The following is a 15,642-nucleotide window of genomic DNA, read 5'->3' as shown; positions in this document are numbered from 1 at the left end:
TAAGTGCTGCAATTTACGAAATATTCAAAAAATACATGTATTTACAACCGAATATCTAAAATTAAACCAAATGAAAAATCATCTAAGTTTTTAGATTAATTTTATGCGCTAAATAATTCAGAATTAAATGAATAAAATAACCATACTCATTCATTGTAAAGATAAACCAAATATTATTGCGTCGGTAACTAATTTTGTTGCTGAAAAAGGAGGCAATATTGTTTATCTAGATCAGCATGTAGATAGAGAGCAAGATGTTTTTTTCATGCGCTTAGAAAGTGAGTTTATTTCTGATGATTTCTCTACCGAAGATTTTAAAGATACCTTTAAAATTATTTTAGCTGAAAAGTTTGAAATGAAATGGCGTATTTATTCTTCTAAGAAAAAACCGAAGATGGCTCTATTTATTTCTAAATACGACCATTGTTTATACGATTTACTTGGTCGCTATAATTCTGGTGAACTTAATTTAGAAATCCCCTTTATTATAAGTAATCATAATGATTTAAAATCGATTGCAGATAATTTTAAAATTCCGTTTTATCATATTCCCGTAACAAAAGACACGAAAGAAATTGCGGAAGAAAAACAATTAGCTCTTTTAAAAGAACACAAAATAGATTTTATTGTTTTAGCACGATACATGCAAATTATATCTAGCAAATTAATTAGCGAGTATCCAAATAAAATAATTAATATCCATCATTCATTTTTACCTGCTTTTGTTGGCGCTAAGCCTTATCATTCGGCTTACAAACGTGGTGTAAAAATCATAGGAGCTACCAGCCACTATGTTACAGAAGAGCTTGATGCTGGTCCAATCATTGAACAAGATGTTGCACATGTTTCACATACCTACTCTATCGAAGATTTAATTGCTAAAGGACGTGACCTAGAAAAAATTGTTTTAGCAAATGCCGTCAAACTTCATACCAATAGAAAAGTGATGACCTACAATAACAAAACTGTTATTTTTTCTTAACCTAATTAACAATTAACAAATACTAAATTATAATTGTTTTTATAAAATTAATTGTGACCTAAAAATTTTCCTAGTGTCATAAAGTTGTGGAAAAAATATAACCATTAACTTAATTATTAATTTATGAAAACAAATTTATTATTATGCTTAGCTTTTTTGTTAGGCATCGGCTTCTCACAAGCCCAAGACTTACCCGCAAATCCTGATCTAGGTAAATGCTATGTAAAATGTATTACTAAAGATGAGTTTAAAGATGTTGAAGAAACTATTGAAGTTTATCCGGCATATACGAAGTTAGAAGTAGTACCTGCAACCTATAGAACTGTTGAAGAACGTGTTTTAGTAAAAGAAGCTTCTAAAAAGTTCGTATATGTACCAGCAACTTACGAAACTATTGAAGTTCCTTACATTAAAAAAGAAGGAAGAACAGATTTAAGCATTAATCCTGCAACTTTTGGTTCTGACTCTAGAACTTTTGAAGTATATCCTAAAACATCTGGTTGGGAATACAAAGAAACTACTTGCGATTCACCGAATAAAGAAGATTGTGTTGTTGCATGTTTTGTTGAGTATCCAGCGCAATTTAGAGATGTAAGCTTTACTACTTTAGCTAATGATGCTGGTACTAGCAATATTCCAGTACCAGAAGTGCCTACAGCATACAAAAAACGTGTTATTAAAACACCAGCTAGAATGGATGAGATAGAAATTCCAGCAGAATACACAACTATCAAACGTCAAGTTGTAGCAAACCCTGCAACTACAAGAAGCGTAACTGTACCATCGAAATCTAAATCGGTAACAAGAACTGTTTTAGCTAAAAAAGGTGGTATTACTACTTGGGAAGAAGTTGATTGTGGGCTTTTAAACGCAAATGTTTTACCAATATTTTATGAATTGGCTAGTGCTAGAATTACGCCAGCATCTAAAAAGATAATTGATGAAACTTTGTTACCATTACTTAACAGCAAGCCTGTAAGCATTGAATTAATGTCTCATACAGATTCAAGAGGTAATGATGATTACAATATGTCTTTATCACAGCAACGTGCTAACTCTGTTGTAAACTACCTAGTATCTAAAGGTATTTCTAGAAGTAGATTATCTGCTAAAGGATATGGTGAGTCTAGATTAGTAAACCGTTGTGCAAATGGTGTTGAATGTTCTGAAGCAGAGCATCAAAAAAATAGAAGAACAGAATTTAGAGTTATAGGAAACTAAACTGTGAGGGTTAACTGAATTTTGTTTAGTAGTTTGTTAATTGGACGTCCTTCTCTTAGGGCGTCCTTTTTTTTATTTCATACTGTGGGTAACTAACATTTTTCTTAGCTATAGTTATCCCATAATTATCACTCATATTAGAAACCATTAGATCGAAATATTTATAGTGTATTTGCCAATCATGTAATTCTGTTACAAACTGAGTATTTTGAATTACTATAGGTGTATTTAACAAATTAGCCAATCTGTAACTAACGTCTTGTAGTGACACATTATCGGCTTGGATTTCTGAATCTCCAATTAAAAAATGTGGCGTTTCTGTCCCCCAATCTATTTGATTAGTATTCCAGAACCTAGGAGATTTAAAGTCAAATACGAGTGCTTCTCCAGCAATATCATAACTTACTTGGTCTAAACTCAAAGCATCTAAAATCGTGTTCGATTTATTGGAATAGGCTGAAGAATCTATATTAAATTGTACCTGATAAAAATTATTCAATTCTGAAGGTACCTTTATTTGATTTCGATACACATTAAATGAATATGCTAGAATATCTTGTAGATTACCTTTCAACTCTAAATAATTAGGATGCTTAATAATTTGAAACTCATTAGTCTGCTCTGTTGATTGTAATTTGGTAATACTAAAATCCTTTTTGGGAGTTTCCTTTACTTTTACAACTTCCTTTACATAGGAATTCAGTTTAAACATTTTCTCCTTAGAAATTTTCTTGCTGTTGTTGTTTAAAAACCTCTGTATGTGATAGTTTTTGAAATCCGCTGGATGACCTTCCCAAAGTTTCTTTCCATTAGCGTTAAATAAAATGCCTTGAGGTAGACTTTGTATATTATAGCTTTTAAATGTTTCTCCTTCAAAATCTATGGCTACAGCTAAATTCATTTTATGTTTTTTCATAAAACGTTTTACAACATCGGCGTTTTCTTGAGTAAGTGAAAGCACATAAAAATCATTTGGATATTGACTCTGTAAAGACTCTAAATACTTAGATACATGTATACATGGTTTGCACCAAGTAGCCCAGAACTCAACAAAATACAATGAATTATCAGTATCTTTTGCTATCTGAGAATCTTGAATATGTTCTGAAACTTTTATCTGTCCGAAAAAAAGTGTCGGAACTAATAGAAGCGTAAAACAAAGAGCTATTTTCTTTAAGTTCATTATTAATTTAAGATTTGGTAAACATTAAACTACTGATAAGCATATAACAATTATTATGCTAAAATAGTGTTTTCTGAAAATTAATGTCATTTTTCATAAAAGCAAACTATTACAAGTGACTAATTTCTTTTCTGGTGTCTCAATTATTAACACATGATGTTTTTTTATAATATGAAATCCAAACCATAACACTTATATTTGTTAAATACACAAAACCCAAAATCATGATTCGAAAATTTTTAGCATTCATCTTAATATTTAATCTTACTGCCTGTGCAGAATTACAAGAAGTTGTTAATCAATTACCTCAAGGAGGCACTTTAGGAAACGCCGAAATAGAATCAGGTTTAAGACAAGCCTTAGATTTTGGTATTGACAAACAAGTGACCAAACTCACCCAAACCGATGGTTTTTTTAAAAATGAATTGGTTAAGATTTTATTACCAGAAGAGTTGCGTAAAGTTGACAAAGCACTACGCGACATTGGACTTAGCAAATTAGCAGATGAGGGCTTAAAAGTACTTAATAGAGCTGCTGAAGATGCCGTTAAAGAAGCAACGCCAATTTTTGTTGATGCAGTTAAAGGAATTACGTTTGCTGATGCAAAAAACATCTTACTGGGTCAAGATAATGCTGCTACACAATATTTAACCTCAAAAACCGAAACAGCTTTATACGCTAAATTTAATCCTGTTATAAAAAACTCTTTTAGCAAAGTTGGAGCGGATGATATTTGGAACAATCTTATAAACAAGTACAACAATTTACCATTCACATCAGATGTAAATCCAGACTTAACAGATTATGTTACTGGTGAAGCTTTACAAGGCGTATATACCATGATAGCGGTAGAAGAAAAAGAAATCCGCAATAAAATATCTTCTAGAACTACAGATTTATTGAGAAAGGTATTTGCTTTGCAGGATTAAACACTAAAACATATGATATATCAAAAACCGAATATTTTTATTCGGTTTTTTTATACAATCCATTAAACGCAACAACAACTTCTCCATCTGTTATTGTTTCCCAAATCTGTCGCACAGTTCCATCATCATTAAAAGTCCAAGTAATTCTATTCACAAAAGGTTTTCCTTCTTTATTTAAAACCTCATCGGTTTTTAAAATCATTTGATTACCTACTCTATTTCCATTTAAATGTATACTTCCTCCCTGATTATCTAACCACATCTGCTCCCACTGTTCTTTTTTATTATTATAAAAATTTGTGCTCATACCCGTATAACCACTTGTAGCACTTTTCCAATTTTCACGTAAAATACAATTGCCTTGTATTTTATCAATAACACTTGTTCCTGCCAAATTCCCTTTTTGGTCAGTAACATTCCAAGATCCAATCCAAAAATCGAATTCGCTATTTTTCTCGGTACAACATTTACAATTATCCTCCTGAGCATTTATACCAATTGACACCGTAAACACTAAGACAAGAATTAAGACACGTTTCATAAGTATATAGTTTAGTTAGTATTTAAATTTATTAAATGCTTTGTATTCAACAAGTAACATTAACAAAATATTATTATTCAAAATCATACTGTAAATGTATCTCCTTAACATTTTTTAATATTAAATAAATAATGTATATTTAAGTACTTGTTATTCAGCACTTAAAATGAGTAGAATTGAAACTATAAAAGATAATCGAGTTAAACTCTATGAGCAATATAGATTGCTAATAGAGCAAGCCTATAATTTTAGACAAACGGATTCTGCATTAAGTGATTTCTCCGAATATAAAGCCATAAAACTCTTAAATAAACTTAACAAGTTAAAATACCTAGAAAGAGGACAATCACAGCTAGTGTAATAATTATCAATTCTTTAACATTTCCTTTACATCCAAATTACATAAACACCCGTACTTTATAGTATAAAGAATAAGTTATGGAAACACATTTTTGCAAAGTTGGAAAAATAAAGCCCAACTTAAACAAGCTGCTAAGCTTAAAAGAATTAGAAAACAAGATTTCAAATTTTGTTGATGACGTTAGCAAGGTTGAGTATCCTGAAGAGTTAAACGCAACTTTTTAAAATACTGAAAGGCTTTAACAAGTCTTGAGCCATACCAGGAGAACATCTCCCCATCTACCAAAATAATTTTGGCATTAGGATAGTATGTTTGTAATTCTTTTTTATGAGCGTCCTTAAAAGGAAAAGGTTCTGATGATAGTAAGACTAATTCAATTTTTGTATTGGTCTTTTGCTTAGGCAATTCAATTTCAGGATAGCGATCTTCGTTTCCAAATACATTTTCAAATCTATTTAATTGAAGTAAATAATTGATAAACGTATTATTTGCCGCGACCATCCAAGGATTTTTCCAAATGAAATAAGCCACCTTTAAAGTTGACTCATTATAAATAAAATTTTGAAATTCATGAGCTTCTTTTTTAATTAATTCAATTAACACCGATACTTCTTTTTGTCTTTCAAAAAGGTTTCCATATTGATATATAAGCTCAAAACTATCATCTAATGTAATAACATCAGAAACATGAACTTCACAAATTTGTTCGCATGCCTCGACAATGTCTTTGGTGTTTTCCTCTTTATTACAAAGAATAATATCAGGCTGTAATGCCCTAATTTTATCTAAATGAATTTGTTTAGTACCACCAACAACTGCAACACTGGCTTTAATATGATGCGGATGCACACAGAATTTGGTAAAACCAACTAAACTAGCTTCCAAACCTAAATCGCATAATAATTCGGTTTGACTAGGTACTAATGAAATAATGCGTTTTGGTATTTCTTTAAAATGAATAGTTCTATTTAACTGGTCTATTAGTTCCATAATGGATTCCTGCTTTCGTAGGAATGACAAAAATTAAGATTATTTACTATTCAAAATCACTTCCATCTCGTTTTGGAGTAATTCAGCTTTTAGGGCTGCAGCTTGGGCAAAATCTTTTTTCTTGGATGCATAAATAATACCTCTCGAAGAATTTATAAGTAATCCAATATTTGAAGTCATTCCGTATTTACATACATCTTGTAAATTACCCCCTTGTGCACCTACCCCAGGAACTAATAAAAAGTTATCTGGAATAATTTGTCTAATGTCTGCTAAGTATTCCGCTTTGGTAGCACCAACAACATACATTAAATTTTCAGCCCCTTCCCACTCTTTCGAAACCTCTAAAACTTCTTTATATAGTTCTTGGTTTTCAAGTGTTTTAGTTTGAAAATCGAAAGCTCCTTGATTCGAAGTCAACGCCAACAAAATAGTATGTTTATTTTCAAAAGCTAAAAAAGGTTCTACTGAATCTTTACCCATATAAGGTGCAACGGTTACAGAATCGAATGCTAAGTCTTCAAAAAAAGCTTTTGCATACATGGTACTTGTATTTCCTATGTCCCCACGTTTTGCATCGGCAATGGTAAAAACCTCTGGATGATTTTCATTTAAGTAATTAATGGTTTTCTCTAAAGCTTGCCATCCTTTAATTCCATAGGCTTCATAAAATGCCGTATTAGGCTTATACGCTACACATAAATGATTCGTTGCATCTATAATTGCTTTATTAAATGCGAAAATAGGGTCTTCCTCATTTAAAAGATGTTTAGGTATTTTATTTAAATCGACATCCAATCCTATACATAGGAAGGATTTCTTTTTTTTAATTTGACTGATTAGTTGTTCTGTTGTCACTTAGTATATTTTAAATAACATCATCATTAGCTTTTAACTTCTCAGTGTTTTCGGCTAACTGTAATTCGTCTATTATTTTTTGAATATCACCATTTATAATATTACCTAAATCGTAAAGGGTTAATCCTATTCTATGATCTGTAACACGACCTTGTGGGTAATTGTACGTTCTAATTTTAGCGCTTCTATCTCCTGAAGTTACCATAGTTCCTCTAAGAGCAGCATCCTCTTCCATCTTTTTAGCTAATTCTAAATCGTACAAACGTGAGCGTAATACTTTAAAAGCTTTCTCTTTATTTTTATGTTGCGATTTCTGATCTTGACATTGTGCAACTAAACCAGTAGGTATATGTGTTAAACGTACCGCCGAATAGGTCGTATTTACAGACTGACCACCAGGACCAGAAGAACAGAAAAAATCGATTCTTACATCTTTCGGATTGATTTCCACATCAAACTCTTCAGCTTCAGGAAACACCATTACGGTTGCTGCACTGGTATGCACACGCCCTTGAGTTTCAGTTTGAGGAACACGCTGTACACGATGCACACCCGCTTCAAATTTTAAAGTACCATAAACATCATCACCTGAAACTTCAAATTGAATTTCTTTGAAACCGCCATTAGTCCCTTCACTAAAATCTACGGTGTCTACTTTCCAGCCTCTGCCTTCACAATATTTGGTATACATTCTAAATAAATCCCCTGCAAAAATACTAGCTTCATCACCGCCTGTTCCTGCGCGTAACTCCACAACGGCATTTTTAGAATCTTCAGGGTCCTTTGGTATTAAAAGGACTTTAATTTCATCCTCTAGTTTTGGAATACCTTCTTTAGCTTCATCATATTGCATTTTAGCCATTTCAACCATTTCAGCATCACTACCGTCGGCAATTATTTCTTCAGCTTCAGCTAAATTATTGGTGAGTTCAATATAAGTCTCACGCTTATCCATTAAAATTCTTAAATCTTTATATTCTCGATTAAGCTCAACATAGCGCTTTTGGTCTGTGATGATATCAGGTTGAATAATCAAATCACTTACCTCGTCAAAACGCTGTTTTACTATTTGCAATTTCTCTAACATCTACCTTTTTTAATTGGTCACCAAAAATACGATAATTTATGAATTTTAAGGACTTACCGATAGCCAGAATAAACGAAAATCAAAAATAATATGATGTATTTGACGTTAATAAAGTTACTATGCAACAGTTATCATCAATCTTTCTGTTTTATAGACCTTTTGTTATTTGGTCTTTTGGAGTGAATATATTTCTATCTGTAATTGGCTTTACCTTATTACCATTGTTTTTAGTAAAACTTTTTCTTGTTATTTTTATCTGGTATTTAACAAATGAAACGCAGGCAAGACATAAATTGCTATTCTATAAGAACGCTGGTATTTCTGCTTTTAAATTATTTTCAATCTTCTTTTTTATTGATTTACTGCTAAGTATTCCATTTCTTTTAGTCTTAATGGAATTTGTTTAAATCTTAAAAATCCATCGCAAAACCTACGCCAAGAAACTGCTTCCATTGTATTTTTGCTCCTGCTTCATCAAATTCGCCTTCAATTTCTGTTTTTACTTGGGTTTTTACATCATCGTCATATCTTAGATGAGACCCTAAAGTTGCTCTTACAAAACTATTGACTTTAAAATCGAAATCGACGCGCCAATCTAAGTCGATATTGCCGAAATTATTTATATAATCGGAATACAAGCTCACCTGATGCTTTAAGCCTATATTTTCAACAATTTCCATTTCGTAACTATTGGTCATCAAAACACCTACTTCGTGACGAACGCGTTCCCCTCTTGTAATCATATTTCCAAGTGCATCAAAAGTTGCTGGTGTAACGCCAAACGCTCCAGAATTTGCTAGATCTTCGTCAAAAACGAAAGTAGCTTTTAATGTGAGAGGAGAAAAATAAAAAGACAATTCATCTATTTGTTTTCCATACTCCATCCCTCCTCCAAAAAACAAGTATCCAGGAGCCATTAATCTTGAAATAGGATTCTCTTTATTTGGATAATTATAACCATTGGTTAGCTGCGTTCTAAAGTTTAATTTTGCTGAATAAAACCAATTAGATAAACTATCTGGTTTGTAACCCATATTAGAGTTTAGCTCGATTAAATCATCTGTCTTTCTAAGTTCTCTGGCTTCTTGCTTGTTTACGCCATAGCGAAACTCTACATTATTGTTCCACACGAAAAATTTGTCTTTATAATTGAGTTTAGATTTTAATCCTAATAATCCAGAAATTGAATTGGTACCACCAGCATTCCAGTTTACAAAGGCTACCTCACTTAAATCAAATGAAACTTTGTTCTTTTGTGTCCATTGTGGCCCTGTATATTTTAGTGGATCTTCTTTTATAAAGAGTGAATCTGGTTGTGCAAAACTCAAATTAAAGAATAAACAAATAAGGATTACTTGAATATGTTTCATTGTTATGTAAGGTTATTTTAAAACTTCATCTTTCATCAAAAACTATTCCAATAGAATGAAACACAAAATAATTAATAACTAAACTCTCCGTACTCGGATTTTATTGTTAGCTTTTTGGTTTTTGAAGCTTCAACCCTACCTATAATTTTGGCGTCTACATTGAAAGATTTTGAAATCGATATAATATCGGCTGCTACTGCTTTAGGAACATAAAGCTCCATTCGATGTCCACAATTGAACACTTGGTACATTTCTTTCCAATCGGTTTTTGATTGCTCCTGAATTAATTTGAACAAAGGCGGAATAGGAAACATATTATCTTTTATAATATGAAACTCGTCTACAAAATGAAGAATTTTAGTTTGAGCACCTCCAGAGCAATGAACCATACCATGAATACTATCACTATTATATTGAGATAAAATTGCTTTTATAATTGGTGCATAGGTCCGTGTTGGTGACAACACTAATTTACCAGCGTCTATAGGTGCGTTTTCAACTGTATCGGTTAATTTAACACCACCTGAATACACTAACTCTTCTGGTACTGAAGGGTCAAAACTTTCTGGGTAATTTTCGGCAAGGTATTTACTAAATACATCGTGGCGTGCGGAAGTTAATCCGTTACTACCCATACCACCATTATATTCTTTCTCGTATGTTGCTTGACCGAAACTTTCTAATCCAACTATAACATCTCCAGCTTGTATGTTTGCATTATCAATTACCTCATTACGTTTCATTCTAGCTGTTACCGTAGAATCAACAATAATCGTTCGTACTAAATCACCAACATCAGCAGTTTCACCACCTGTAGAATGAATAGTTACACCAAATGACTTTAAATCTTCCAGTAATTCTTCCGTTCCATTAATAATTGCAGAAAGTACTTCACCAGAAATTAGATTTTTATTCCTACCAATTGTCGAAGACAACATAATATTATCTGTAGCTCCCACACATAATAAATCGTCTATATTCATTATTAAGGCATCTTGAGCGATTCCTTTCCAAACAGAAATATCTCCTGTTTCTTTCCAATACATATATGCCAGAGACGATTTTGTACCAGCGCCATCAGCGTGCATTATTAGACAATAATCGTCATCATTTGTTAAATAATCTGGAACAATTTTGCAAAACGCTTTTGGAAAAAGCCCTTTATCAATATTTTTTATTGCATTGTGAACATCCTCTTTGGACGCCGAAACACCACGTTGCGCGTAACGTTTAGATACTTCTTGACTCATAATCTAATAATGTGCTGCAAATTTACTTTTTTGAATCAAAAAATCCCTTATTTTAAGGCAAGAATTCAGAAACTTTAAGTACTATCGTGTAAATAACATCTCTCTGTACTTCGTTAATGGCCAAATTTCGTCATCAACTAAAAGCTCTAGTTTATCGCAATGATAACGAATTTCATCAAACATAGGCTTTACCTTGAAACAATAATTGAGCGCTTTCTTTTCTAAATCACTCATGGTATTCGCTTTTTTACGCTCGTCAATCATCTTTGTTACTTTGGAATTAATAGCTTCAATATGATTTGAAATTTCTTCTATTAAACTAATTTGTTCTTTTGAAACACCATTATATTTTTCTTCGAAAATCTCTTTTAGTCCTCTTACATTTTCAATTAAAATATTCTGGTACTTCACTGCTGTTGGTACAATATGATTTCGCGCAATATCACCCAATACGCGGCTTTCAATTTGAACATGCTTGATATAAGATTCCATTTCAATTTCATAACGTGCTTCAGTCTCTATTTTACTCATCACTTTCATTTCTTGAAAAAGAGCAATCGACTGTTTAGACACTCTAGCTTTTAATGCTTCAGGAGTGGATTTATTATTACTTAATCCTCTTTTCTTAGCTTCTTTTTCCCATGAATCACCGTATCCATTACCTTCAAATAAAATTTCTTTACAAGACTTTATATACTCACGAAGTACATTAAAAATAGCCTCATCTTTTTTAAGACCTTTTTCATCTATTAATGCGTCGACTTCAACTTTAAAATCTTTTAGTTGTTTTGCTACAATAGTATTTAAAACCGTCATTGGGCTTCCACAATTAGCAGTTGAACCAACAGCTCTAAATTCAAATTTGTTACCGGTAAATGCAAAGGGAGATGTTCTGTTTCTATCTGTATTATCTAATAAAACATCTGGGATTTTACCAATCACATTAAGTTTTAATTCTGTTTTTTCCTGAGGTGACAACTTACCTTTTGTAACTCCCTCTAATTCTTCTAATACTTTGGTTAATTGGTCACCAATAAAAATAGACATTATTGCTGGTGGCGCTTCATTAGCTCCTAGTCGATGATCATTACTTGCCGAAGCAATAGTTGCTCGCAATAATGCTTCATGTTTATGCACACCCTTAATAGTACTTATAAAAAACGTGAGGAATTGTAAATTGCTCATTGGGGTTTTTCCAGGACCTAATAAATTTACGCCAGTATCTGTGGTAAGCGACCAATTATTATGCTTTCCAGAACCGTTAACTCCTGCAAATGGTTTTTCGTGTAAAAGCACTTTAAAATTATGACGCGAAGCAACGCGTCCCATTATATCCATTAACAAGGAATTATGATCTACAGCTAAATTTGCTTCTTCATAAATTGGTGCTAATTCAAATTGATTAGGAGCCACCTCATTATGGCGTGTTTTAACTGGAATACCTAAAACAATACATTCTTTTTCCAATTCGCGCATAAAATTTAATGCTCTATTGGGAATAGATCCAAAATAATGATCGTCTAATTGTTGGCCTTTAGCAGAAGAGTGTCCTAATAATGTTCGACCGGTTAAGGCAATATCTGGACGACTCGCAGCCATTAACTTATCTATTAAAAAATATTCTTGTTCCCAGCCTAATGAAGATGTTACCTTTTTTACATTTTTATCAAAATATTTACAAATTGACGTTGCCGCATCATCTACAGCATGTAATGCTCTTAACAAGGGTGTTTTATAGTCTAATGCTTCACCAGTATAGGCTACAAATATGGTTGGAATGCACAAAGTAGTTTCGTATACAAAAGCTGGCGAAGTAGGGTCCCAAGCTGTATAACCTCTAGCTTCAAAAGTATTTCTAATACCACCACTAGGGAAACTTGATGCGTCAGGTTCTTGCTGTACTAGTTGTGCGCCATCAAATTTTTCAATAGCCAAACCATCACCAATTGTTTCAAAAAAGGCATCATGTTTTTCAGCGGTAGATCCTGTTAAAGGTTGAAACCAATGCGTGTAATGTGTTACACCTTTCGACAATGCCCAATCTCGCATTGATGAAGCTACCTGATCTGCTATTTTTCTATCTATTTTTTTTCCGTGTTGAATTGCATTTATAACCCCCTCAAAAGCATCTTTGGTCAAATATTGACGCATTTTCTGTTCGTTAAAGACATTTTTGCCAAATAAATCGGAACGTCTTTCTGTTTCTTCAATATAAATTGGCTTATATGCTAGGGACTCTTTTATGGCATGAAATCTTAATGTAGGCATCCTCTTAATAAATTGATTTAATATTAATTACAAAAGTAATTATCTTCAATAAATATAGAGAATAACTTAAAAATCTTGTTAACAATTTTGCAGTAATCACACAAAATAATATACTTTTTTTAAAATAAACCTTAAAAAAATAGGGTATGAATAAAAATAACGCATTGAAATATTAAAACACCCCTTTAAATTTATAGTCAAAACATAAAAATTTATATTTGTGTAATTATTTTTAATATTTCAATTATAATATATTCATTATGGCAAAAATTAAATTAGAATACCTTTGGTTAGATGGGTATTATCCGACTCAAAATTTGAGAAGTAAAACCAAGGTAGAAGAGCACGAAAACTTTCAAGGTACAATAGAAGAATTAGATAACTGGTCTTTTGACGGATCTTCAACGAGACAAGCTGAAGGTGGGTCTTCAGACTGTTTATTAAAACCTGTAGCTATTTACCCAGATCCAGACAGAATCAATGGATACTTAGTAATGACTGAAGTTTTAAACGCTGATGGAACGCCTCACGTATCAAATGGTAGAGCTACAATTGATGACGATGATAATGATTTCTGGTTTGGTTTTGAGCAAGAATACTTTATTATGGATACTAAAACACAATTACCTTTAGGTTTTCCTGTAGGTGGTTATCCTGCTCCACAAGGAATGTACTATTGTTCAGTTGGAGGAAAAAACACACACGGTAGAGATTTAGTTGAAGAGCATGCAGATTTATGTATTGATGCTGGCTTAAACTTTGAAGGAATTAACCAAGAGGTTGCTTCTGGACAATGGGAATTCCAATTGTTCGCAAAAGGTGCTAAATTGGCTGGTGATGAATTATGGATTGCTAGATATTTACTAGACCGTTTAACTGAGAAATACGGATACTATATTGATTACCACCCAAAACCACTTGGAAAAGATATGGATTGGAATGGTTCTGGTATGCACGCTAACTTCTCAAATACAATATTAAGAACTTGTGGAGATAAAGATGTTTATGCTGCAATATGCGAATCTTTCCGTGATGTTGTAGATGAGCACATAGCTGTTTACGGTGAATTTAACGATCAACGATTAACTGGCTTACACGAAACTGCTGCTATTACAGATTTTTCATGGGGAGTTTCAGATAGAGGAGCTTCTATTCGTATTCCAATTATTGCAGTAGAAAAAGGCTGGAAAGGTTGGTTAGAAGATAGAAGACCAGCTTCTAATGGAGATCCATACAAAATTGCTGGAAGAATTATTAAAACTGTTAAATCTGCTAAAATATAGCTTAACCTATAGTTTTGTTCATAAAAAAGCGCTTACAATTGTAAGCGCTTTTTTTATGAAGTGTTTTTATGAGGTTCATTAATTGAATTTGTATTATAAATCATCTAACTTCGTGATTCACAAATAGATTAAACTAACAAACCTCTGCTGTAATGAAACTATTTCAATATGCGATTTTGGCACTCTTATTTCTTGGGTGCAAAGCTAAAATAAAAACTCAATCCGAAGATTTTAAAAATTGGGCATTTCCATATTTTGAAAAAGTAGATAGTTTAAACCCTATTTTAAGCCCGACTCCAGATTTGAAATTTATAGACCCTATTACAAATAATGCAGTTAATTGGGAAGAACGCAATGTGCTTAACCCAACGGCTATTGTTAAAAACAATAAAGTCTATTTATTATACAGAGCTCAAGACTCTCTTGGAACTTCGCGAATTGGTATGGCGATTAGTGAAGACGGCTTACATTTTAAAAAAATGCCTGAGCCCATTTTTTTCCCTGACACCGACGCAATGAAAGTTTATGAATGGAATTATAAAAAAGATAAGACAGAACAAACAAATTCTGAAGAGTGTTACTTTTGTTATTTTGACGGTGTTGAAGACCCAAGAATTGTTGAGAGCGATGCGGGCGATTATTTCATGACTTACACATCGTACGACGGGAAAACAGCACGCTTGAGCATAGCTTCTTCAAAAGATTTAATGACATGGAAAAAACATGGTTTGGTTTTAAAAAGTGAAAAATATAAAAACACATGGTCTAAAGCTGGTGCTATAGTCTGCGAATTACAAGGCAATAAAATGGTTGCAAAAAAAATTAATGGAAAATACTGGATGTATTTTGGTGACACCAATATTTTTATGGCCTACTCTGAAGATCTTATTAACTGGGAAGTTGCAGAAAACTCGGAGAGTAAAAAAATGATTTCTGTATTGCACCCAAGAATGGGTTATTTTGATAGCAGACTTGTAGAGCCCGGACCTTACGCCTTGATAATAGACGATGGCATTCTGTTAATTTATAATGGCAGTAATAGCGAAAATTTTAATGATATAAGTTTACCAAAATTTACATATGCTGCAGGACAAGCCTTGTTTGATAAAGACACACCTTATAAATTAATTGATAGAACAAATAAATACTTTATACACCCCGACAAAGAATATGAAAAAGTTGGTGAAGTAAATGAAGTCTGTTTTGTTGAAGGATTAGTCTATTTTAAAGGCCAATGGTTTTTATATTATGGTACTGCTGATTCTAAAATTGCAGTTGCTGTATATAAAGATTAAAAAGAGACCCTATGCATATATTTA

15 protein-coding genes are annotated in these 15,642 nt (G+C 32.4%); 7 read left to right on the top strand and 8 right to left on the bottom strand.

Annotation, left to right across the window (positions count from 1 at the left end):
- Positions 1–127: 127 nt before the first annotated feature.
- Both purU and AC2D6V_RS08200 read left to right on the top strand, forming a co-directional pair.
- Positions 128–982 (top strand): formyltetrahydrofolate deformylase, encoded by an 855-nt coding sequence (purU, locus tag AC2D6V_RS08205; RefSeq protein WP_484647607.1) that lies wholly within the window; start codon positions 128–130, stop codon positions 980–982.
- Positions 983–1,105: 123 nt separating this feature from the next.
- Entirely contained in the window at positions 1,106–2,203 is a 1,098-nt protein-coding gene (locus tag AC2D6V_RS08200) for an OmpA family protein (RefSeq protein ID WP_484647606.1), read from the top strand.
- Positions 2,204–2,258: 55 nt separating this feature from the next.
- Here AC2D6V_RS08200 and AC2D6V_RS08195 read toward each other — a convergent pair whose 3' ends face one another.
- Positions 2,259–3,386, bottom strand: a complete 1,128-nt coding sequence (locus AC2D6V_RS08195) for a TlpA family protein disulfide reductase (RefSeq protein ID WP_484647605.1) — start codon at positions 3,384–3,386, stop codon at positions 2,259–2,261.
- A gap of 224 nt (positions 3,387–3,610) precedes the next feature.
- On the opposite strand from AC2D6V_RS08195, the gene AC2D6V_RS08190 reads away from it, so the two are divergent.
- Positions 3,611–4,315, top strand: coding sequence for a DUF4197 domain-containing protein (locus AC2D6V_RS08190; protein ID WP_484647604.1), 705 nt, complete (start codon positions 3,611–3,613; stop codon positions 4,313–4,315).
- A gap of 37 nt (positions 4,316–4,352) precedes the next feature.
- On the opposite strand, the gene AC2D6V_RS08185 is transcribed toward AC2D6V_RS08190, so the two are convergent.
- A complete protein-coding gene (locus AC2D6V_RS08185; protein ID WP_484647603.1) occupies positions 4,353–4,856 on the bottom strand; it encodes a hypothetical protein in 504 nt (167 codons plus the stop codon).
- Between the two features lie 166 nt (positions 4,857–5,022).
- Here AC2D6V_RS08185 and AC2D6V_RS08180 point away from each other — a divergent pair, with 166 nt between their 5' ends.
- Complete coding sequence (locus AC2D6V_RS08180) at positions 5,023–5,217, top strand: Lacal_2735 family protein (protein ID WP_484647602.1); 195 nt, start codon at positions 5,023–5,025, stop codon at positions 5,215–5,217.
- Positions 5,218–5,397: 180 nt separating this feature from the next.
- Here the strand turns inward: AC2D6V_RS08180 and AC2D6V_RS08175 are convergent, their stop codons facing one another.
- The 3 genes from AC2D6V_RS08175 to prfA are packed head-to-tail and all read right to left on the bottom strand — an operon-like array spanning position 5,398 to position 8,152.
- The gene (locus AC2D6V_RS08175; protein ID WP_484647601.1) at positions 5,398–6,207 is read right to left on the bottom strand and encodes an ABC transporter substrate-binding protein; all 810 of its coding nucleotides are present in this window, start codon (positions 6,205–6,207) and stop codon (positions 5,398–5,400) included.
- Positions 6,208–6,246: 39 nt separating this feature from the next.
- Positions 6,247–7,065: an orotidine-5'-phosphate decarboxylase gene (gene pyrF / locus AC2D6V_RS08170; RefSeq protein ID WP_484647600.1), complete on the bottom strand. Its 819-nt coding sequence runs from the start codon at positions 7,063–7,065 to the stop codon at positions 6,247–6,249.
- A gap of 10 nt (positions 7,066–7,075) precedes the next feature.
- On the bottom strand, positions 7,076–8,152 hold the full coding sequence (prfA, locus tag AC2D6V_RS08165) for a peptide chain release factor 1 (protein ID WP_484647599.1): 1,077 nt from the start codon (positions 8,150–8,152) through the stop codon (positions 7,076–7,078).
- A gap of 119 nt (positions 8,153–8,271) precedes the next feature.
- Between prfA and AC2D6V_RS08160 the strand changes: the two genes are divergently transcribed.
- Entirely contained in the window at positions 8,272–8,559 is a 288-nt protein-coding gene (locus tag AC2D6V_RS08160) for a hypothetical protein (protein ID WP_484647598.1), read from the top strand.
- A 3-nt stretch (positions 8,560–8,562) separates the two neighbouring features.
- On the opposite strand, the gene AC2D6V_RS08155 is transcribed toward AC2D6V_RS08160, so the two are convergent.
- The 3 genes from AC2D6V_RS08155 to AC2D6V_RS08145 all read right to left on the bottom strand — a co-directional run bounded on the left by AC2D6V_RS08155 (position 8,563) and on the right by AC2D6V_RS08145 (position 13,040).
- Positions 8,563–9,522: a DUF3078 domain-containing protein gene (locus AC2D6V_RS08155; RefSeq protein WP_484647597.1), complete on the bottom strand. Its 960-nt coding sequence runs from the start codon at positions 9,520–9,522 to the stop codon at positions 8,563–8,565.
- A 71-nt stretch (positions 9,523–9,593) separates the two neighbouring features.
- On the bottom strand, positions 9,594–10,772 hold the full coding sequence (locus tag AC2D6V_RS08150) for an AIR synthase related protein (RefSeq protein WP_484647596.1): 1,179 nt from the start codon (positions 10,770–10,772) through the stop codon (positions 9,594–9,596).
- 81 nt (positions 10,773–10,853) lie between these two features.
- Complete coding sequence (locus tag AC2D6V_RS08145; protein WP_484647595.1) at positions 10,854–13,040, bottom strand: glutamine synthetase III family protein; 2,187 nt, start codon at positions 13,038–13,040, stop codon at positions 10,854–10,856.
- Positions 13,041–13,300: 260 nt separating this feature from the next.
- On the opposite strand from AC2D6V_RS08145, the gene AC2D6V_RS08140 reads away from it, so the two are divergent.
- Complete coding sequence (locus AC2D6V_RS08140) at positions 13,301–14,323, top strand: glutamine synthetase beta-grasp domain-containing protein (protein WP_484647594.1); 1,023 nt, start codon at positions 13,301–13,303, stop codon at positions 14,321–14,323.
- A gap of 152 nt (positions 14,324–14,475) precedes the next feature.
- Positions 14,476–15,618 (top strand): glycoside hydrolase family 130 protein, encoded by a 1,143-nt coding sequence (locus AC2D6V_RS08135; protein WP_484647593.1) that lies wholly within the window; start codon positions 14,476–14,478, stop codon positions 15,616–15,618.
- Positions 15,619–15,642 lie beyond the last annotated feature (24 nt).

It is taken from the genome of Algibacter sp. YIN40 (assembly GCF_057219435.1).
The sequence above is the reverse complement of the archived record's forward strand: the minus strand, read 5'-3'. Positions and strand labels throughout refer to the sequence as shown.